The following is a 20971-nucleotide window of genomic DNA, read 5'->3' as shown; positions in this document are numbered from 1 at the left end:
ATCAGAATCGGATTCGATAGCTTTTTCAATTTTGCAGTAAAATCTAAATTTTTAACGTCACCGCCGATTACAAAATCGGCATCATCACCGGCAAGCGCATAATAGACGTCCGGATTAAATGTGATCGAATCCCACACGAGCGGCGGTTGGTTATGATCAAAAAAATAAAAAAACGAAAAAATGTTTTCGAAATGATCGAGATAGGCCATCTGATGCTCAATGTGACTTGATTTCAACCCTTTGGCGCGAACGGCTTTTACCGTCGAATCGATACTCGGAAATAAATCGGCAATTTGCTGATTGAATCGGTCGGTTAATTCCTGGTATGCTTTACCGGTCGTCAGAGGATCCATCAGGATGATTTTGTTGACGGAGTTCGGATATTTTACAGCATAGGCCTGAACGGTTGCTCCGGAAAAGGAATGTCCGAGAATATTGATTTTGCCCAACCCCAACGCTTTCCGTAGGCCTTCGATCTCGTCCACATCTCTTTCAAAAGTATATTCTTTCAAATTTTTTGTTCTTTCCGATAATCCACGTCCGAAAGCATCGTAATAGATAACCTGAAATGAATCGGTGAGTTTTGAAAAATAAGGATAAAAATAATCGTGAGAACCGCCACCACCGCCCGGTACGAGCAATAAGGGTTCGCCAGAACCGACAGTCTGGTACCATATTTTTTTTCCATTCACTTTTATAAACTGGCCACGTGATTGAGCCGACAGATTTGGCATAATAAAAAGTGACGCAAAAATCAAAACAATAAATTTCATGATTGCTCCTAATTCGTTAAAAGATAGCCGCCATCGACAAACAATGTTGTTCCGGTGATAAAGGGATTTTCAATTACAAATCTCACGGCATGTGCAATATCCGCTGGTTGGCCAATTCGTTTTCCGGGAAATTTGACGGCCATCTCAGAGAAGAGTTGGTTTTTGTCAGGCGTAATGGAATCCCAGACCGGCGTGTCAATGATGCCGGGAGAAATTGTATTCACGCGGATCGGCGCGAGTTCCAGCGCCAGTGTTTGTGCCAGTGTTTCCACAGCGGCATTGATGGCGCTGCCACAGGCAAATCCGGGCGACGCACGACGGCCGGCGGCGCCTGAAAAAAATGTAATCGAACCGCCGCGTGCCAGCAGCGGAGCAGCCTTTTTTGCAACCCGGTACGGTCCCCAAAATTTACTCTCAAAAAATGATTGAGCCTTGTTGATGTCTAATTCAAGAAAATTTCCCAACTCGGCTCCAGCAGCTGTGATAATCAAATGATCGATGGCTGTTGCCTTTGAAAAAAAAGCTGAGACGCTTTCGTCCAGAGTCATATCAATGGTATAGCCTGTTGCTGTTGTTTCGATCTGTTTTAAAGCGCTTTCGATTTTTTTGTGTGTGCGGCTCCCAATAATGACTCGTGCGCCTTCGATCGCAAGCAGTTGTGCCGACGCAAGCCCAATACCGGAACTTCCGCCTATAATCACAATGGTTTTTCCTTTAATCACGATATCCTCCATTTTATTTTTTACAAAATAAAATGACGATAAAGGAAATTCTTGCAAAATCCTGCTTTTTTGGGTGAAGAGCTTACGCGGCTATTTTGCGTAATTTGGAAGGGCTATGGCCGTAATGGCGACGGAAGGTATTGATGAAATTAGAAAAGCTTGAAAAACCTGATTCGTAGGCAACTTGCGTTATCGATTTCGACCCATCGCAAAGGAGTTTTTTCGAATAAGCAAGCCGCAGATTAATCAAGTATTGATAAGGGCTGAAAGAGGTATAAGCCTTAAAAAGACGGCTGAAATGAAATTCACTGATACCGGCCTGTTCGGCTAACGCGCGCATGGTGATTTTTTCGTGAAAGTGTCCGAACATCCAATCTTTTGCTTTTTCAATTGAGGCTGCATGCCAACCGATCAGTCCGGAATCTATCGATATCGCCCGGTATTTTGAGCTATAATCTCCAATCATTAACTCGTTGAATAAATCATAACCGGCCGATTCGACTTGCAACGATTCCGATGGCATAGTCAGGGAACGAAGAAAACGAAACTTGATCCAGTCGAGAGTTGGCGAACTATGTATGACCGGCTGATTGAAGAAACCGTCATAATATTCTTCAAGAATCTCCGGAGAAAAAGCGATCGTCAATGATCGATGGCGATCAGCTTGCACTAAACCGATTTTATAAGCGTCACCGGGTCGATCGATCAAAATTGTTTGATTAGTCAAGAAGTGATCGGAGGTCGATTGTTTAAACCGAAAAACACCGTCTGTAATTAAATTAATAGCATGAAATTCGGGTTTTTCGAGAAATAGTTTACCGCTTTGCGTCGAATCGCACGGGCATTCTAAAACGTCAAAAGCGGGCGAAGAGAACAATGTTTTAAAAGCGTGTTCCATAGGAATAATTGTAATGGATTCCAATACGGTTTCATTGAGCTGGAGTTTCAAAAAAAAATCCGGCGAACTTTAAAGTTGACCGGATTTTAATTGCTTTAAAAAGTAAAGTTATTCATTTCTTAATGCATCGACGATTTTAAGCCTTGCGGCACGGATGGACGGAAAGAATCCGCCGAAGACGCCCATGAAAACGGAAAAGAACATTGCATTGATTATGATTTCCGGCGAAAGTGAAAATGCAAACGATAATTCGGCGAATGAATTAAAATTGATCGTTGAGATCGAGAAAAATTGTAAAAATGCCGCCAATGCAACGCCGCCGGCTCCACCGATAAGAGCGAGAAATACGGATTCGATCAAAAAGCTGAACAAAACGCTTCGGCGTCGAAATCCCAAAGCGCGCAGCGTCCCGATTTCAGTTGTACGGTTGGCGACCGCTGTATACATCGTGATCACGGCGCCGATAATAGCTCCAAAACTAAAAATAAACGTTACGGCTGTTCCCAGCGCTTTCAGGAATGCCGCGAGCAATTCGGATTGTTCTTTATAAAATTTAATTTCCGTTTTAGGTTCATACTGTACGAGACGACGGTCGGATTCAAATGCTTTTTTAATTTCGTCGATAGAAGCTTGATCCGTCATACGGAAAGTCATCGTGGAAATAGTGTTTTGGCGATTGAATGCGGCTTGAAGCTGTTTGGAATCGCCCCAGATTTCAGATTCGAACGCAGACCCTTCGGCGGACATTACGCCGACAATCGTCCAGTAATCATTGGCAATTTTAATTCGCTCGCCGATACTCGTACCGGCAAAACCGCTGTTAACGGCTTTACCGACGACGATATCCCTGGAACCGGGAGCAAACATTTTGCCGTCCGTTATTTTAACGTGCGCGCGAACTTTAAACGCCGTTTCATCGACGCCGCGAATGGTGACATTGCTCATTCCGCCGTCATCTTTTTTGTAAAGATTAATGACGACCACCGGTTCTGCCGTTGCCAACGTGCGTCCGTTAGCGTCTTTTGCAATTTGCGGTAGTGTCAGAATGACATTCACCGCATCGCCGTCGATGATGCTGGAAATTTCGCCCTGAGAAGATTTGCGCGAAACGACGACATTTTGTTCAGACCCGCCCGTCGCCAGCGTTTTCTCGACGCCATGCGACATCATGAGAACGGCGGTGTAAACAAAAATAACAAGCGCAAAACCGCCCATGGTAATGATCATGGTCAATCGGCGTCGTTTGAAGCTGCCGAGCATATATTGGAACGGAACTGCCGGCATGAGAAATTTAATAATAGATTGCATAGTCGTATTCCTTATCCAATGTGACGGAAACCGTCGATAATTGATGTTTTGATCGTGTGGTATACCGGAATAATGCCGGCAATTAATCCGACAATGATCGCGAAACCAAATTCCTGAATCATAGTAATGTCTTCCAGAACGAAGACCGGGAAATAATTTTTAGGAACTACGGCTGAAAAGCCGTTCACAAAGAAAATCGTTAAAAAGTATCCGGCAACGCCGCCAATTATGCCGATCAAAATAGATTCACCCGTGACAAGTCCGAATAAGTGTTTACCGGTGAAGCCGAGCGTTTTCATAACGGCATATTCCGAACTGCGTTCACGAGCAGACATGATCATCGTGTTAGCCAATACGAGCAGAATTACGCCGATGATCAGAATCGCCATGATGTTGATTGCCGTAATAATAGCGCTATAGGCTTTCAGGAAACTATTTTGGAACGCTTTTTCTGTTTCCGTTTTGGTTTCTGATGAAGAATTGGCAAACAAGGCGTCAATTTGTTCCGATATCATCGCGGCGTCATCCGGGTTTTTAATTTTAACAGCGTACCAACCGACTTGTCCGGCGCGTACCGGAGCGTCTTGTTTCATTCGTTCATCTAAATATTCCCAATGAAAAAACATTTGAGTGCCGTCTACGGTCGGCGTCCTCGGTTTGTATATGGCTCGCACTACGAATTGCCATTGCCCGGGATAAATATCGCCGTCGATATTCATCATATCGCCGATTTTTAATCCGTATTTATTGGCAATGTCTTGTCCGAGGACGCAAGCGTTACGTTCTTTTTTGAACGCTTCCAGCTCTTCTTTTGAAACGATGAATTCCGGATAGACGTCAAAAAGCGTGTTGGCATCGCAGGCCATTCGTGGAAAAAATTGATCTTTATCAATGTAAACGCCCTGAAACCAATTCAGGTAAGTTACTTTTTCGACGCCCGGAACTTTTTCAATTTTATCGCGATAAGCATAAGGTAATGGAAAAATAAATGACACGGCTTGACGTGCTATCAAACGATCGGCTGCGGCTACCTCGACACTGGCGTACCACGAAGTAATAACCGTGCGCAACAATCCAAATGCGCCCACGGCGACACCAATTCCCAAAACGGTCAGCGTCGTACGCAATTTGTGCCGCAGCGAATTTTTTATCAAAAGTTTTACAATCATAGATTTGTCCTTAATTTTCGATTTTCAATTAATTCAGAGTACCCTTATCCAACTGACGTTTGGTATGGGCTTTTTCGGCTGCATTCGGATCGTGTGTAACCATCACGATTGTTTTTTTCAACTCTTGATTCAAACGGGACAACAGGATCATGATTTCTTCAGCCGATTTACGGTCGAGATCGCCCGTAGGTTCGTCGGCTACGATCAGCGTCGGATCGGTGACAATGGCGCGAGCAATAGCCACGCGCTGTTGCTGACCGCCGGAAAGTTGGTTGGGATAATGATGCAAACGGTCGCTCAGGCCGACGATTTCCAGAACTTTTCGTACATGCGCATCGCGCTCTTTCTTGGAAAGGCTCGTTAAATGCAACGGTAATTCAACGTTTTCATAGGCCGTCAGTACCGGCATAAGATTATAAAATTGAAAAATAAATCCGACGTGATTCGAACGCCATTTGGCAAGGCCGGATTCATTAAGAGCGGCGAGATTGGTTCCGGCGACAACCACTTGGCCGGTCGTCGGGCGGTCAATGCCGGCAATCATATTCAGAAGCGTCGATTTACCGGAACCTGAAGGTCCCATAAGAGCCAGGAACTCTCCTTCGGGAATATTCAAATTAATATTTTCAAGTACGGGAATATTCATACTATCCCGTTTATAAGATTTCGAAAGGTTTTGTATCTCAACAATAGCAGGCATACGATGGTACTCCTTTAATTAATATACATTGGATTTTCTTTATTATTTTTTTTCAATTTCAACTTTGTCGCCGTCGTGAAGATCGGCCGAAGGCCGGTCAACTAATTTATCGCCCGATACGAGTCCCTGCGTTACTTCCATTCTTTCGCCAACCATTCCGCTCACTTCGATCGCAATTTCTTTTACACGATTGTCCTGAACGAGGAATACAGAACGTTTTCCGTTTTTATTGACGACCGTCGAGACAGGAATGGTCAATTTGGGAAGTTGATTAACGGCAGAATCAGGCAGAGCTTCGGCAAGGAAAGTAACCTTGGCGCTCATTTCCGGTAAAACTTTACTGTCGATCTCCAGAAATTTTATTTTAGTCAGAATAGTAGCTTTGGCGCGATCAGCCGTCGGAACAATTTTCCAGACGATGCCGCGATAACGTCTTTCGGGAAAAGCATCGAGAACGATTTCGCACGGCTGATTGAGTTTGATGCGATCAATATTGGATTCCGACACGTCCGCTTCCAATTGCAGTGAAGCCATGTCGGCGATCGTGACCACGTTGCCGCGGGAATTAGCGCCGGCGGCAAAAGGTGCGACAATTTCACCGACATCGGCATTTTTTGTCAGTACCGTTCCGTCGAACGGAGCGCGAATGACCGTGTTTTCAATTCCTACTTCAGCAGCCCGCACGGTTGCTTCGAGCGCAGCCACATTGGCTTGAGCGGAATTGACTACGGCGATGCCGGACTCGTACGCGGCTTTGACGATGTCGTACTCCGAATCGGTGATCACTTTGCTTTTCCATAAGTTTTCGTTACGATCGAATTCTTTTTTAGATTTATTCAATTCAGCCTTGGCTTGTTCGAGTTGCGCTTTACCGGCGTCAAGATTGGCGCGGTTTTGGTTAAGCTGCGCTTCGACGTCAGCGCTTTCAAGCCGCGCGATGACGTCGCCTTTTTTAACGTGATCGCCTTCTTCGACGGCCAGGAACACCAGACGTCCCGTTCCTTTTGAGGCCACCGCCGCCTGACGCTGAGGCACGATGTATCCGCTGGCGGTTAAAATCGCGTTGGCTTGCGATGAGAACGTCAGCGTCGCCTGAACGGTTGTAATCTTTTTTGTCGAGCCGAACGAAGGTAGAAACATTACGATCAACACGATCGCCGCAATGGCGGCTATTGTAATTACAATCCATTTTGTTTTTCCGCTGCCGTCACCCGGGTTTTGTACCGGAGCGGTGCGATTGATTTTCAGTGATGTGAGATCGACTTTTTCTGCTTCGGAAGCCATAATTTGAAACACCTGTCTTATGTTATACTTTAATGAATATAAGCCTGAGAATGACAGCCTTATGTCAGTAGTTTATGCTTGGAACTAAAAAAATAATCATTTCAGCAACAAATTCAATCAATAATTCCCTTCGCGATTGCTACATAATTTTCTTTATTTTTTGATACCCGCTGCGACTGATGGGAATCTGTTTACCGTTTTTCAACGTGGCAATCCGGCTGTCTTTAGCATACAATTCGATTCCGCCGATGCGTTCGATATTGACGATGTATGAGCGGTGAATCCGGACAAATTGCGCAAGCGGTAATTGCGATTCCAATTCGCTCAAAGCTTGTTGTTTGAGATACGATTTACCGTCGGCAACGATTTGAACATAATCATCCTGTGCTTCGATAAAATCGATCGTATCTACCGGGATCACGTGTACTTTTGTTCCTTCACGGATCAATATGCGTTCGAGAAATTCGTTAGCCGGTTTTTGGACAATGTCTGCCGGCAGTTCATCGCCGAGATGTTCAAGCGCATGTTTCAAAGCCTCGTCGAAACGTTGCTCACTGAACGGCTTGAGCAGGTAATCGAGAGCATGAATTTCGAACGCCTTGAGCGCAAATTGATCGTAGGCCGTAACGAAAATAACGCCCGTTCGGCGTTCGGCCAGTTCCAATACTTCAAATCCATTGAGTTTTGGCATCTGAATATCGAGGAAAATCAAATCAGGACGAAGTTCGGCGATCATTTTGACCGCTTCGAATCCGTTGGCCGCTTCGGCAATCGTATCTATATGAGAATATTTCTGAAGATATTCGCGAATCATTTGGCGTGCCAGCATCTCATCGTCAACGATCAGCGCTGAAAAACGTTTATCCATGATTTTCCTCCGCAGGCAAAATAATTTCCGCACGATATTTATGATCGTTGGTCTGCGATCTGAAATTGGCGTCCGAGCCGTACATCGCCTTCAAGCGGCTTTGGATATTGGCCAATCCGATTCCGGTTTTCTTCGCAACCGGCGCATCATCGACAGGGTTTTCCACCGAAAGATGCAATTGACGGTCATGACGCTTGGCTTCGATGACAATCGTGCCGCCGTCAATTGTTTGGCCAATGCCGTGCTTGAGAGCATTTTCCACAAGCGGCTGTAATAGCATCGGTGGTACCATACAACGCCCTGATTTATCATCAAGCCGCGATTCGACTTTCAGGCGAGTTCCGAAACGAATTTTTTCAATTTCCAGAAAATTAAAACATAAGCGCCATTCTTCTTCCAAAGGTATCGTACGTTCGTGGGCTAATTTCAAACTTTGCCGTAAAAAATCGGCGAGAAGCAATGTCATCTTTCGTGCGCCGGCCGGATCGTTCGTCGTTAATGCACTGATCGAATTAAGACTATTAAAAATGAAATGCGGATCGATCTGAGCACGCAACATACGGAGTTCCGCCTCGCGCGCAAAGATCTGGCTTTCGAATTCACGACGTTCAGACTTTTGAGCCTGTTCGAACGTGATGATAAGGTAATGTCCGGCCAGAGATAATAAATAAAACGTCATGCCGACGGCATACAAAATCATCAGCGCGGCGGTGTGCAGAGGAACAGCCAGATCGAGCGATTGCAATACAATGTTCCATCCCTGTGCAATAACAATCCAGATAATCGTGGTCAGCTTAGCGACGCCTGAAAGAAGGATGATCAGGTAAATAAATTTCAATTTGCCCAGCGGGAACGCACGGCAAATGTAATACGCCGATAAATTGACGAATCCAAACATCATAGTCAATGGCGCTGCAAATGTCGCGGCATTGATCCATGGCGATTCGTCGGCAAACCGGATCAACATCGTGACGAGTGAGCTCAGGCCTATCCAGACCAGGAGATAGAGCATTAATCGTTTTTTATCGGATAATATCGGGTGCATATTACATTAATTTTTGATTTCTATTCCGCCCATGAGAACCATTCCTTTAATAAGCAGCTTCTTATTGGAACCGGGCGCGGCATAGCTCCGATCGTCCACGCCGCCTAGAATCGGAACGCTTTGTACGACCACTTGCCAGTCCGCAGGAACTTTAAGTTCCACGCCGCCCCATAGCACAAAAAAATCGAGCGCGGCTTCATTTTGAATCGACGCATGTCTCAGATCGAGCTCGACGCCTCCCATGACCGATGTCACTTCGCCGCCTAGGAAGTTTTGTGAATCGTCACGATGCCGGTAGCCGCCGAGAATGGCCATCGCATTAATCGTATCGGATTGATCCGTAATTTCGGATGCGCCTTGTGGCAGCCGGCGATACCAGGCTTTGATCAGTACGGCGATACCGATGACAATCAGGAATACCGGCCACCAGTCGCGCAGTCGAAAGTAGATCAATCCCAGCTTATGGGCGATCATCATAGAGCCAATGGCTATAAAAACACCGCCTACAAAATATGAAGGAACGCTTCGTCCCTGAACGATTTTGACGGCACCGATGACGATAAAAATCGATGGCCAAAATCGCATAATATTTCGTGCTTCAACTAATCCAAAATTATCCAGTAAAAAAACCAAACCAATGGCAATAGCCAAGGCGCCAACCCATAGCTGGGATGTAAATTTAGAATGATGACGACTCATAGTTCTCCTTCGGGCGCATCGCCAGTTTTAAAACGCTTTTCAAAATAATATTTAATCCGATGCCGATCAGTACGAGCGGCCATGAACTTAAAAATGACATACCCCAGACATGTTCGATACATGCGTAAAGCCATAAGCCCCAACCGATCAGGCCAACACCGTCGGCTATGTGGCCCGGCTTTTCAAAGCCTATGATTTTGTTGATTCCGAAAACCACCAACAAAAACGGCCAATAACTCCAATAAGGCCCCGTTTCGATCCAGTTAAAGTTATCCATCAAAAATAATATGCCGGTGGCAATGAGGAGAATTCCCCATAAATACCCGCCCCGGCGATGATAATTAGAACGACATGTCATACAAGCCTCCGTGTTTTTAATCACGGGGTTAACATACAGCATGAATTCAAAAAATCGTAACGATTTTCGGCTAATAGCGTATTTTTGTCGGTGAATAGCGGTGCAGTTGCTTGGAGCGACACTTTATTTTCAATCATTTATTAATAAGTTATCCTGATTCCGGTCTTTTAGTTAACTCCGATAAAAGTTTGCTCTATTTCTAATGTGTAAATAATATTCGGTCATTTCAATTCAAAAAGCCACACGTCATGTTTTTTAATGACCAATATCGTAGTCAGTTGGTATTTTAATATTTATTATGATTGGAATTGTGAATTTTGCGGAGGCGATTGTATGGAATCATTATTGTCCTATTTACGCGCGCACCCGTTCTTAGAAGGCATGTCGCCGCGTTTGACTGAAATTATTGTCGGCTGTGCATCCAATGTCAAATTTGATGCCGGTGATTTTATCTTTCGGGAGGGCGAAACGGCGAACTCATTTTATCTCCTTCGACAGGGCAAAGTGTCGTTGGAAGTGTACGCCCCGGAGGGAGGAAGCGTGCATATTCAGACGATCGGCAGCGGTGAATTGCTTGGATGGTCGTGGCAATTTGCGCCGTATACTTCCCATTTTGATGCGCGTGCAACGGAAATGACCCGGGCGATTCAACTCGACGCCAAGTGTATTCGCCAGCATTGCGAAAAAGACTATGAACTCGGATACGAAATTCTCAAACGTTTCGCCCACGTCATCCACAACCGCTTCGAAGCTATGCGCTTCCAGTTGATCGAATTGCAGGCCAACCGCACGTATTAACTTACCTTGACAAAGTTACCGGCAATTTCTAAATTGCGGCACGTGATCGACCCATTTATTATGAGACGTATTTGTGACGTACAATAAAAAAATGCAGGCGGAAAAAACCCGCGTCGCATTGACGTCGGTGTTGGCTGCCGTTTTTTTGACGGCGATTAAACTTATCGTCGGTTTCAGTACGAGCAGCTTGGGTATTTTATCTGAAGCGGCGCATTCGGCAATGGATCTCGGCGCGGCGTTGTTGACCTATGTAGCCGTTCGGATTTCGGACAAACCGCCCGATGAGGATCACGCGTACGGACACGGAAAGGTCGAAAATATTTCCGCGTTTATGCAAACCGGCATTTTGATTCTTACCTGTTTTTTTATCATTAAGTCGGCTATTGAACGGCTATGGTTCGACCAAATTACAGTCGAAGTGACCGCATGGAGTTTTGGAGTGATGGTTTTGTCGATCATTATCGATTATAGCCGTACTCGGGCATTGCTCCGTGTTGCGCGGACATACCGAAGCCAGGCGCTCGAAGCTGACGCACTCCACTTTTCAACCGACATCTGGAGTTCCTTAGTAGTCATTTTCGGTTTGATTGCTTCGTATTTCGGATGGCACGCAGGCGACTCCCTGGCGGCCATCGGCGTGGCAATTTTCGTTTTGTTTGTTACGGGTCGGCTTCTCAAAGAAACCGTTGCAGCGCTTACCGATCAATATCCTAAAGACATCGCGGAGAAAATTAAAAAACTGCTGTCATCGGTTGAAGGCATTCAGAGTTTCCGGCACTTAAGAGTCCGTCAATCGGGGTCGAAAGTATTTGTCGACATGTATATCATGATCAGGCGAACGGTTGCTTTCGAGCGCGCTCATGAAGTTACGGAAGAAGTTGAACATAAAATTTCGGAGATCGTCAAAAATGCGGACGTGATCATCCATATGGAACCGCAGGAAACGGATGACGAAAGTATCATCGATAAAATCCGTATGATTGTTATTCAAGAAGGACTGGCCTGCCACAATGTTCGTGCGCAAAACATCGGTGGAAAATATATTGTTGATTTTCATCTTGAATGCGATCCGTATCCTAAATTCGCTGACGCCCATGCCGTTTCTTCACGTATTGAAAAAAAACTGATTCAAAAAATCCCGCAGATCCGTAACGTCAAAACGCACATTGAAGACGCGCGCGATAAAGTGTTGACCGCTAAAGATATTACAAACCAGTCGAAAGCCGTGATCAAACACGTCCACGAAATTGCGGCTGAAGAAAAAGGCGTAGTCAGTTGTAGTGATCTGATCGTCTTACAATTCGGCGAACAAAAAAAATTATTGTTAAATTGTATCATCGATCCGAATCTTTCTCTGGACGAAGTGCATGCGATCATGACATCATTTGAAAATCATATCTACCAGCATCTGCCTGAGATCACCCACGTTGTCATTCACCCGGAAATTGTCGAACAGGATTAATATGGATGTGCACTATTCCGATGGCATCGGATTTGGCCGGTTTAAAAGTTTTGAACCATTTTCCGAAGTGGCTGCTTTTTTTACGACCCGTAAAGGCGGCGTGAGCACAGCGCCCTATGACTCTCTGAATATGGGACTTGGAACAGAGGATGTTCGCGAATCCGTGGAAGAAAATCGCCGCCGTTTTTTTCAGGCTGTAAACATTTCTCAAGATCGAATTGTCAGGCAAAAGCAAGTTCATGAAGATAGAATTAGATATGTGACTGAACCCGGATTCGTCGACCAAACCGACGCGTGTTTTACGGATCGCAAAAATGTTTTTCTGACGGTGACGGTAGCGGATTGTGTTCCGATATTTTTTTATGAGCCCCGCAAACAGGTTGTCGGGGTTATCCATGCCGGGTGGCGCGGTACGGAAAAAGCCATCGCATTGAAAACGATTAACCAGGTTACGTCCAAATTTCAGATTGATCCGACTGAAATCGTTGCCATTATCGGTCCGTCTATCAGTATGCAGCAGTATGAAATTAGCGAGGATGTGGCAGAAAAATTCGATCCGCAATTCATTCACCGCAACGGTTTTATTAAACCGCACTTGGATTTGTGGCAAGCCAATGCTTCGCAGTTGCGCACCGCCGGCGTAGAAAATATTACGATCAGCGGCTTATGTACCGTTGAATACGGCGATTTGTTCTTTTCGCATCGTGGCAGCGGGGGGAAGTCCGGTCGTATGATCGGTATTATTGGAATTAAATAATCATTTCCATATAAGGAAAAAAATCGTGGACAATTTTGAACAGTATATTCAAAGCCTGGTACAATATGCCGGCGATGCGATTTTTGCCGTTGGCAAAACACAATGTATTCTTTCGTGGAATCTTGGCGCCGAAGAATTACTCGGATATAAATCCGACGAAATTCTTGGCAAAAGCGTCGATATGTTGTCGCCGCATGAAAACAGGCGACAAATGCGTTCCATGGTAGTCGAAGTAATGGAAGGCGGCGCGTTGAAAAATCTTGAGTGTCAATTGATCACTAAAACGGGCAATATCGTCGCGGCATATGTGACCGCGTCGCCTATCCAAGATGAAGTGTCCGAAGTGGTCGGCGTTTCAATTATTGCGAAAGACGTAACCGATCAAAACCGATTGCTCAACATGTTGATCGAGAAAGAAAAACGTAGCGCACACCTTGAAGGATTGATCGAATCGCTGACGACCATTTCTCATCATATCCGTAACGCGGCGGCCGTTATTTCGACACGGGCGGAATTAGCGCGCCAGTTGGATGAGGTTCCGACCTATCATAATTTGACGGAAATTTGTGTTAAAGAGACGCGGCGCATTGCCGCCGTCATCGACAGCCTCAACGATATTGTACGCGAAGTCAAAGGTACGGACAACGACTTCAAAACGATTGAAATGAAAGGGGCGCCGTCTAAAATGATCGATATCGAAAAAAGCATTAAAGAAAAGCTTCAGCGGATCGATGAGGAATTTCGCTGATGCCTCCCGCTTCCCACCTGCGATCACCGCTGCAACACGTAAAAATAATTTTGGTGGAGCCGCAAACGCCGGGAAACGTCGGCGCCGTTGCGCGGGCTATGAAAAATTTCGGTCTCACGCAATTAGTGCTGGTCAATCCTTGCGATTACTTATCCGAAGAAGCCCGATGGATGGCCGTTCATGCCGAAGAAATTCTCGAAAGCGCACAAACTGTTAAAACGCTTGAGAAAGCTTTGGAAGGCGTGGTGTTGGCGGTGGCGACCACGGCTCGTAAACGTGATACGCATTTTCCTTCTTTTACGCCAAAAGAGACGGCTGAACGTATTTGTGAAGTCAGTGCGCATCAGCCGGTCGCGGTCGTTTTCGGGCGGGAGCGCAACGGCTTATTGAATGAAGAAATTTACCAGTGCCAGATCCAATCAGGCATACCGACTTTTCATCAGCATAATTCTCTCAATCTTGGCCAGGCGGTGATGGTGTATTTATACGAACTCTATCAAGCGACTCTGATCGGAAACCCGAATTTTATCTGGGATTATGCTCATCCGTCTCAGATGGAAAAATTGTACGCGCGTATTCAAAAAATTTTGGAACTCTCGGAGTTTAAATCCCGTAAAACCATCGATAATTTTATGCTCGGCGTCAAACGTGTGTTTGGCCGAACGCCCTTCGAAGACCGCGACGTGCGGTTATTCCACAAAATTTTCCAGGAAATAGAATTTTTCATAAAACACCGATCCAAAAAATAACGGGAGGATATCATGCGTGTATCGATAGTACTATGGTGCGTGTGGAGTGCGTCAATTTTGTTTTCACAAAATGCTTACTTTACAACCGACCCTTGTCTGACGCCGGACGGAAAATCCATTATTTTTTCTCATGAAGATGATTTATGGATGGTGTCATCCGATGGCGGCAACGCCGTACGGCTGACCGGAATGGATGGCAGGGAAACGAATCCACGAGTGTCGCCGGACGGTCAGTGGCTTGCTTTTACGGGAAATCAGGACGGCAACGCGAATATCTATGTCATGCCCATGAAAGGCGGGGATATTAAGCAACTGACGTTTTACGATTTAAATGATCTTGTCGATTCGTGGTCGTGGGATTCAAAATATATTTATTTTACATCCAGCCGATACAATAATTTTGCTGCTTACAAAGTATCGGTGAGCGGCGAAACACCGATCCGTTTGTTTGATAATTATTTTAATACGCCGCATCATGTTGTCGAACATCCTACGACCGGAGAATATTATTTTACCGAAACATGGGAGAGTACTTTTCAAGCGCCACGCAAGCGTTACAAAGGTGCGCATAATCCGGATATTGAAACGTACAATCCTAAAACCGGTGAATTCAAAGTTTTGACAACATACGAAGGGAAAGATTTTTGGCCGACGATTGATAGGAATGGCGGTGTTTTTTTTGTGTCAGATGAAGAAAACGGCGAATACAACCTATACACATTTACAGCAGGAAAAAAACAAGCGCTCACTAAATTCACCACCTCTATTCAGCGTCCAAATGTCAGCGCAAACGGCGAAAAAGTCGTTTTCGAAAAAGATTATCAATTGCATATCTACGATGTCAAAACAAAATCTACTCAGAAAGTGAGTATTCAGTTGCCGAGAAACAACAAACTTGTGTTGACGCAGTCGCTGAATACAGCGGGTAATATTACGAATTTCGATGTATCGCCTGACAAGAAAAAAATCGCATTCATCGCGCGGGGAGTTTTGTTTGTAGCCGACATCAAAGGTCAATTTATCCGTGAGATACCAACTCGTACTAAAGAACGTGTGACGGAAGTTCTGTGGGGTGATGACAATAACACACTGATTTACGTTCAGACCGTCAACGGCTGGCAAAATTTATTTACCATTACCGCTGACGGCAAAACAACCGAACAAGTATTAACGAACGAGCAAAGAAATAACCGTTCGTTGAATATGAGTAAGAGCCGTGATAAGATAGTCTACCTGAGCGGGATCGATGAGCTGAGGTTACTGGATCTGAAGTCAAAGAAAAATGAGACACTGGTTAAAGATGAGTTCTGGGCTATTCAGAATGCCAATCCGTATTTTTCTCCGGACGAAAAGTATTTGGTGTATTCTCCTTACAGGAATTTCGAGCATGAAATTTTCATTTACGATCTTCAGAAACGTACTGCTGTAAATATTACCAATTCAGGCGTTACGGAAACCAATCCTTATTGGTCGCCGGACGGTAAATATTTGTATTTTTCTTCCAATCGTTTGAAACCGCGTTATCCTTTCGGTACACAGAGCAGCAAAATATATCGGATTCCTTTGGAAAAATTTGATGATGTGTTCAAATCTGATAAATATGATGAATTATTTGCCAAACAAGAAAAAGCAGACGATAAAAAAGATGACAAGAAACCTTCCGTTGTCGTTGCAATCGACTTTAAAGACATGATGGACCGAATCGAACAGGTATCACCGAACGCCGGTACGCAGGATGTTCCGGTGGTTTATACAAAAGATGCCGATGCCGTCGTGTTATATATTTCCGACCACGATGGAGGCAACCAATTTATCTGGAAGACGCTATATAAACCTTTCGAAGCTCCGAAGACGGAAAAAATAAAAAATACCGGTTCAAACAATCTCGGTATTTATTCCTGTGATAATAAGCCCTATGCGTTGATTGATGGTAACGTTTTTGAAATCAATCTTGAAACAAACGACGTTTCCAAAGTCAATTTGTCGGCGGCATTCGAACGTACATTTTCGGATGAATTTAGCCAGATGTTCTATGAAGCCTGGGCGAGTGTGAATGAAAATTTTTATGATGAACATTATCACGGCATCGATTGGAATGCGATGAAGAAGCGGTACGAAGCTTTTCTTCCGTACCTTGCGTCTCGTGCCAATTTACGTACGATCCTCAACGACATGTTGGGAGAACTCAATGCGTCGCATACCGCGTTTTTCAGTAATGGAACCGAAGAGAAAACATTTTATGCTATGAAAACGGCAGCATCCGGGATCATGTTTAAAGAAAATGATCCTTATGTCGTTGATCGGATCGTGGAGGGTTCACCAGCAGATATGAAGGGAAAAAACATTTTACCGGGTGACAGGCTGGTCTCGATAAACGGTATATCGGTGGATTCGAAAACCAATCGCGAGCGGTATTTCGTATCGCCCAAACAAGATGAAGAATTGGTGTTGACATTTCAGCGCGGCAGTGTTGCAAATACGGTTAAAATTCATCCCGTTACGTCCGGCGCTTTCAAAACATTGTTGTACGACGAATGGATCAGCCGGAATCGAAAGGCGGTCGATCAATTGAGTCAGAACAAAATTGGTTACGTTCATATGAAAAATATGAGCCAAGCCAGTTTCGATCAGTTCATGGTCGAGATGACGACAAAAGCGTTTGAAAAAGACGGGTTGATCGTCGACCTTCGTTACAATACCGGAGGCAACGTACATGATGAAGTGTTGAATTTCTTAAGCCAGCGTGCGTATATGAAATGGAAATACCGCGAAGGAAAATTTACACCGCAGCCAAGCTTTTCACCGTCCGATCAACCGATTGTACTTTTGGTCAACGACCAAAGTCTCAGTGACGCCGAATTGACGGCAAACGGATTTCAGTATCTGAAATTGGGCAAGGTGATCGGAACTGAAACGTACCGATGGATTATTTATACCTCGGGCACATTCCTAGTCGACGGATCATTTTGTCGTTTACCGTCGTGGGGTTGTTATACACTGGATGGGAAGAACATTGAAAAAAGCGGTATTGTGCCGGATATTGTGGTGAAAACAACGTTGAAAGATCGCGTGGAAGGAAAAGATCCGCAAATCGAGACGGCGGTGAATGAAATTTTAAAAGGGATTAAAAAATAAATTTTGCCTATCAGGATTCGACGGCCACACTTTCTAAAAGTGAATGAAAAATTTTGATGCCGTCATTCGCTCCTAATAGCGGATCGGAACATCGTTCAGGGTGTGGCATCATGCCGGCAACGTTGCCTTTATCGTTGAGTATACCGGCAATATTATTAACTGAGCCGTTGGGGTTGGCTTCATCGGAAATGTCGCCACTTTCGCTGCAATAGCGGAAAAGTATGCGATTGGAATCTTCCAGCATCCGGATCGTATCGGCATCAGCAAAATAATTTCCGTCGCCGTGCGCAATCGGATTGATTAAAACTTCGTGCATAGTGCAAGTATTGGTAAAACGCGTGTCGGTATTTTCGACGCGAATCGCAACTTTTTTTCCTACGAATTTCAAATGGCTGTTACGTAGCAACGCACCGGGTAAAAGGCCGCATTCTGTCAAAATTTGAAAACCATTACAGATCCCAAAGACCGTTCCGCCAAATTTGGCAAACTCCACAACGTCTTGCATGACCGGAGCGAACCGGGCGATCGCGCCGGTCCGAAGATAATCCCCGTATGAGAAACCGCCTGGCAAAACCACCAGATCGAAATCTTTGAGATCGCGACGGTCTTTATGCCAGATACATTCCGTCGGCTGATCCAACACATCATTCAAAGTGTAAAACGCATCATGATCGGAATTGGATCCGGGAAAAACAATTACTGCAGCTTTCATAGAAGTTCCTTCTGGAGGTTACTTTCTGGAGTTGTGCGAATATACTTTGCGGCGAAGTCTGTTGCAAGATTTTTTTGGTTGTCAATAGCATGAAAATTAATCATGGATTTCATGTTTCTTTTGATTCGGATTGAAAGTATGGATCTTGGCCCGATTGACGATAAAAACGGAAAAAATAGCTGCGAAAATTAAAGGAATAAGCATTTCATAATTTCGGCAAATCTCGAACACGACCAGCGCTCCCGTTAAAGGGGCGTAGAATGTACCGGCGATCAGCGCCGATGCACACACTAAAGCATATACACCTGGAGCTGTTCCCGGAATCAGATAAGCGATGCCTGTTCCGAAACAAAATCCGAACATAGCGCCGGTTTTCATAGCCGGAGCAAACGTACCGCCCTCTCCGCCGCTCCCCAAAGTTATTGCAGCCGAAACAGGCTTCAGTAAAATCGTTAAAGCGCTAATCCATAGAATACCATTACCGGCTATTGCTTTATTGATCGGATCGTAGGTAGTTTCTAACATGGTAGGCAATGCGGCCAAGATCGAACCGGCCAATAATCCTCCGATAGATGGTTTCCATATATCAGGTAGTTTTCCCAGTACGCGTTTGATAGTAATGACAGTCAGCCGGTATGATTTAAGAAAAAAAATTGCTACGCCGCCGCTGATCATTCCTGCCAAAGCCAACAACAGATAATCGGTGAATGTGATTGAAACGACCGGCGGTTCGACTAGCAGCGCATTGTTACCCAGAAAAAAACGGGCCGTTGCGGTGGCCATGACTGAAGATATGACGATCGGCACGAAACTTTGTAAATGAAGTTGCCCGACAATGACTTCCACCGCAAAAACGATTCCGCCCAACGGCGCATTGAAAATACCGCCAATAGCCGCCGCTGCCCCGGCCGCCGACAGAAGTTTTAAATGATCGGTGCGCAGTTGCAAAAGTTGACCGATACGTGAACCGAGTGAAGCTCCGAGAAGGATTGTCGGCGATTCACGCCCTGCACCCCCGCCCGAACTGATCGATAATGCGGCGTTCAGCATCGTTTTAACCGCATGTAATCCGCGGATTATACCTTTTTCATAATGCATGGCATATACAACGGTCGGAATGCCTTCACTGTTCAGATTTTGAAATACGGTACGATTAAGTAGTCCGACCGCAAGACCGCCAAGGCCGGCAATGAAAGGAAAGGCTAGAAATCGCATCAGGGGAAATTCAGAAGTCGCGACAAAAATTGAATGGAAAACACTTTCAAACGACAACATCATCCAGTGAAAGACTACGATAAATAAGCCAATAACGACACCAATGACCGTAGCTGATAAAAGAAGCCCTGCGTCCGTGTGACGCAACCTTGAAAAAAGCTTAGCATAGTCAATGACGCCCGACGTCCATTGAGCGAGAAGCTTGTTAAAACGCGAAGATCTCGAAGTTTTTTTTTCCGCTTTAGTAACTGAATCCATGTTTATTACTAATAGAAAAAAAATCAGTTCGATGCAATCATTATTTTAAAGAATCATTTGAAAAAAAACTTAAAGCCTGTAACCCTTATCAGGTTTAACATAGGCGTATAATTCTTTACCCATTTAGGCGGCCCAAAATCCCGTTCATCAATTGATGAACGGGAAAAATTGTATTCATTAATTTTCTTTCATAGGTAGAATTTGATTCCAGTGCATCCATAGTAGTATGTTGGTTACCTCGAAAATGCATTATTCATTAACACTACATTGAACTGTCTTTGTCACGGTATAACTTTGCACTCCTTTAGTGAATGTTGCCGTCCAGATTACTTGGCCTGTTGGCCAAATACCATATTTCCGATTTACGGCAATTTTTCCCCAAGCTGAAGATGAACAATTACTGTAAATAAAAACATCAACATTGGAGTTTGTACCGACAGCCTGATAACTCATACATACCGAATAACCTGCAATTACCGGATCTGCACCATCTACTAAGGGATTATAGTCACAAAATCCTGAATAAGTAGGCGGCAATGTACCCGGTGAAACAGTTGGACATCCTGAAATCAAAAATACAGGTAGAGGGGGCGGTATTTCAAAAGTTGCAGAACATACGGGTGGTTCAAGAGGTTGTTGTATTTGTTCTGCGGTTAAAACCCGATAAATAGCGACTTCATAACTTCCAGGTTCGAATCCTGGATAGCTCCCATGTCCATCATAAGTATAAGCCGCCATACTATAGAGAGAATTCATAGCATCACTATTATCAGTATCCGAAACCTGACCTAAGTTTTGTGAAGAGGATATAGGCAGAGAATAGGATACTGAAATTGTGTCGCATTCGCCATCTCCGATCCGTCCACCCAGCCAAGTATTTCGATGATCAACTCCATAATATTTGTCCAGATGTTCTTTATAAGGGGTGCCTGCTATTACATAACCGTTGTCCCATGGCGGCGAAATTCTCCTAATATCCATATGAATGTAGTATATAGAGCCATTTGATTTACTAGCTCCTCCCCCTCCCTCACCACAATCATTATTAAAAGTGGCTGATATTATTACAGAATTTCCATTGACAACGGCTGAACTAACATTGGTCGTTGATAATAATGAACTATTGATAGCTGCTCCTGGATCTGATCTTGGATCTGTATTTTCTTCGCCTGAACAGGCTGTTAATAAGAAGCAGATCCCCATAAAAAAAACTGTAAAGTAATACATTAACTTTCGCATATTTCTTCCTCCTCGATGTTGATGAATAGATCGTGTTTATACCGACTAAAACAGCATTACGAAATTCGAAATCC

Annotated in this window: 20 protein-coding genes; 6 read left to right on the top strand and 14 right to left on the bottom strand. The window is 44.6% G+C overall.

Features of this window, described 5'->3' with window-relative positions:
• The 11 genes from K1X84_03560 to K1X84_03510 form a co-directional block, all read right to left on the bottom strand.
• A partial coding sequence (locus tag K1X84_03560; GenBank protein ID MBX7150692.1) for an alpha/beta hydrolase occupies nucleotides 1-773 on the bottom strand: 773 nt, incomplete at its 3' end.
• An 8-nt stretch (nucleotides 774-781) separates the two neighbouring features.
• Nucleotides 782-1495, bottom strand: a complete 714-nt coding sequence (locus K1X84_03555; protein ID MBX7150691.1) for an SDR family oxidoreductase — start codon at nucleotides 1493-1495, stop codon at nucleotides 782-784.
• An 82-nt stretch (nucleotides 1496-1577) separates the two neighbouring features.
• A complete protein-coding gene (locus tag K1X84_03550; protein ID MBX7150690.1) occupies nucleotides 1578-2444 on the bottom strand; it encodes an AraC family transcriptional regulator in 867 nt (288 codons plus the stop codon).
• Between the two features lie 57 nt (nucleotides 2445-2501).
• Nucleotides 2502-3677 (bottom strand): ABC transporter permease, encoded by a 1176-nt coding sequence (locus tag K1X84_03545; protein ID MBX7150689.1) that lies wholly within the window; start codon nucleotides 3675-3677, stop codon nucleotides 2502-2504.
• Nucleotides 3678-3712: 35 nt separating this feature from the next.
• Nucleotides 3713-4870: an FtsX-like permease family protein gene (locus tag K1X84_03540; protein ID MBX7150688.1), complete on the bottom strand. Its 1158-nt coding sequence runs from the start codon at nucleotides 4868-4870 to the stop codon at nucleotides 3713-3715.
• A 28-nt stretch (nucleotides 4871-4898) separates the two neighbouring features.
• Complete coding sequence (locus K1X84_03535) at nucleotides 4899-5570, bottom strand: ABC transporter ATP-binding protein (GenBank protein ID MBX7150687.1); 672 nt, start codon at nucleotides 5568-5570, stop codon at nucleotides 4899-4901.
• 42 nt (nucleotides 5571-5612) lie between these two features.
• Entirely contained in the window at nucleotides 5613-6854 is a 1242-nt protein-coding gene (locus K1X84_03530; protein MBX7150686.1) for an efflux RND transporter periplasmic adaptor subunit, read from the bottom strand.
• 139 nt (nucleotides 6855-6993) lie between these two features.
• Nucleotides 6994-7722, bottom strand: coding sequence for a LytTR family transcriptional regulator DNA-binding domain-containing protein (locus K1X84_03525; protein MBX7150685.1), 729 nt, complete (start codon nucleotides 7720-7722; stop codon nucleotides 6994-6996).
• On the bottom strand, nucleotides 7715-8767 hold the full coding sequence (locus K1X84_03520) for a histidine kinase (GenBank protein MBX7150684.1): 1053 nt from the start codon (nucleotides 8765-8767) through the stop codon (nucleotides 7715-7717). Before K1X84_03520 ends, K1X84_03525 begins: the two co-directional genes overlap by 8 nt.
• 6 nt (nucleotides 8768-8773) lie before the next feature.
• Complete coding sequence (locus tag K1X84_03515; protein ID MBX7150683.1) at nucleotides 8774-9466, bottom strand: cell wall-active antibiotics response protein; 693 nt, start codon at nucleotides 9464-9466, stop codon at nucleotides 8774-8776.
• On the bottom strand, nucleotides 9447-9824 hold the full coding sequence (locus tag K1X84_03510) for a DUF5668 domain-containing protein (protein MBX7150682.1): 378 nt from the start codon (nucleotides 9822-9824) through the stop codon (nucleotides 9447-9449). The genes K1X84_03515 and K1X84_03510 overlap by 20 nt, the downstream gene beginning before the upstream one ends.
• A gap of 333 nt (nucleotides 9825-10157) precedes the next feature.
• On the opposite strand from K1X84_03510, the gene K1X84_03505 reads away from it, so the two are divergent.
• The 6 genes from K1X84_03505 (at nucleotide 10158) to K1X84_03480 (ending at nucleotide 17473) form a co-directional block, all read left to right on the top strand.
• Complete coding sequence (locus K1X84_03505) at nucleotides 10158-10622, top strand: cyclic nucleotide-binding domain-containing protein (GenBank protein MBX7150681.1); 465 nt, start codon at nucleotides 10158-10160, stop codon at nucleotides 10620-10622.
• A 73-nt stretch (nucleotides 10623-10695) separates the two neighbouring features.
• Complete coding sequence (locus K1X84_03500) at nucleotides 10696-12084, top strand: cation-efflux pump (GenBank protein ID MBX7150680.1); 1389 nt, start codon at nucleotides 10696-10698, stop codon at nucleotides 12082-12084.
• 1 nt (nucleotide 12085) lies between these two features.
• Nucleotides 12086-12841, top strand: coding sequence for a peptidoglycan editing factor PgeF (gene pgeF, locus K1X84_03495; GenBank protein MBX7150679.1), 756 nt, complete (start codon nucleotides 12086-12088; stop codon nucleotides 12839-12841).
• 25 nt (nucleotides 12842-12866) lie between these two features.
• Nucleotides 12867-13589, top strand: a complete 723-nt coding sequence (locus K1X84_03490) for a PAS domain S-box protein (GenBank protein ID MBX7150678.1) — start codon at nucleotides 12867-12869, stop codon at nucleotides 13587-13589.
• Entirely contained in the window at nucleotides 13589-14338 is a 750-nt protein-coding gene (locus K1X84_03485) for an RNA methyltransferase (protein MBX7150677.1), read from the top strand. The genes K1X84_03490 and K1X84_03485 overlap by 1 nt, the downstream gene beginning before the upstream one ends.
• Before the next feature lie 12 nt (nucleotides 14339-14350).
• On the top strand, nucleotides 14351-17473 hold the full coding sequence (locus K1X84_03480; protein MBX7150676.1) for a PDZ domain-containing protein: 3123 nt from the start codon (nucleotides 14351-14353) through the stop codon (nucleotides 17471-17473).
• A gap of 10 nt (nucleotides 17474-17483) precedes the next feature.
• On the opposite strand, the gene purQ is transcribed toward K1X84_03480, so the two are convergent.
• The 3 genes from purQ to K1X84_03465 all read right to left on the bottom strand — a co-directional run bounded on the left by purQ (nucleotide 17484) and on the right by K1X84_03465 (nucleotide 20897).
• Nucleotides 17484-18185: a phosphoribosylformylglycinamidine synthase subunit PurQ gene (gene purQ, locus K1X84_03475; GenBank protein ID MBX7150675.1), complete on the bottom strand. Its 702-nt coding sequence runs from the start codon at nucleotides 18183-18185 to the stop codon at nucleotides 17484-17486.
• Nucleotides 18186-18281: 96 nt separating this feature from the next.
• Nucleotides 18282-19658, bottom strand: a complete 1377-nt coding sequence (locus K1X84_03470; protein MBX7150674.1) for a chloride channel protein — start codon at nucleotides 19656-19658, stop codon at nucleotides 18282-18284.
• Nucleotides 19659-19907: 249 nt separating this feature from the next.
• Complete coding sequence (locus K1X84_03465) at nucleotides 19908-20897, bottom strand: hypothetical protein (protein ID MBX7150673.1); 990 nt, start codon at nucleotides 20895-20897, stop codon at nucleotides 19908-19910.
• Between the last annotated feature and the right edge of the window lie 74 nt (nucleotides 20898-20971).

The organism is bacterium (assembly GCA_019695335.1).
Classification (GTDB): domain Bacteria; phylum CLD3; class CLD3; order SB21; family SB21; genus JABWBZ01.
Note: the sequence above shows the minus strand (reverse complement) of the source record. Positions and strands in the feature narration are given on the sequence as shown.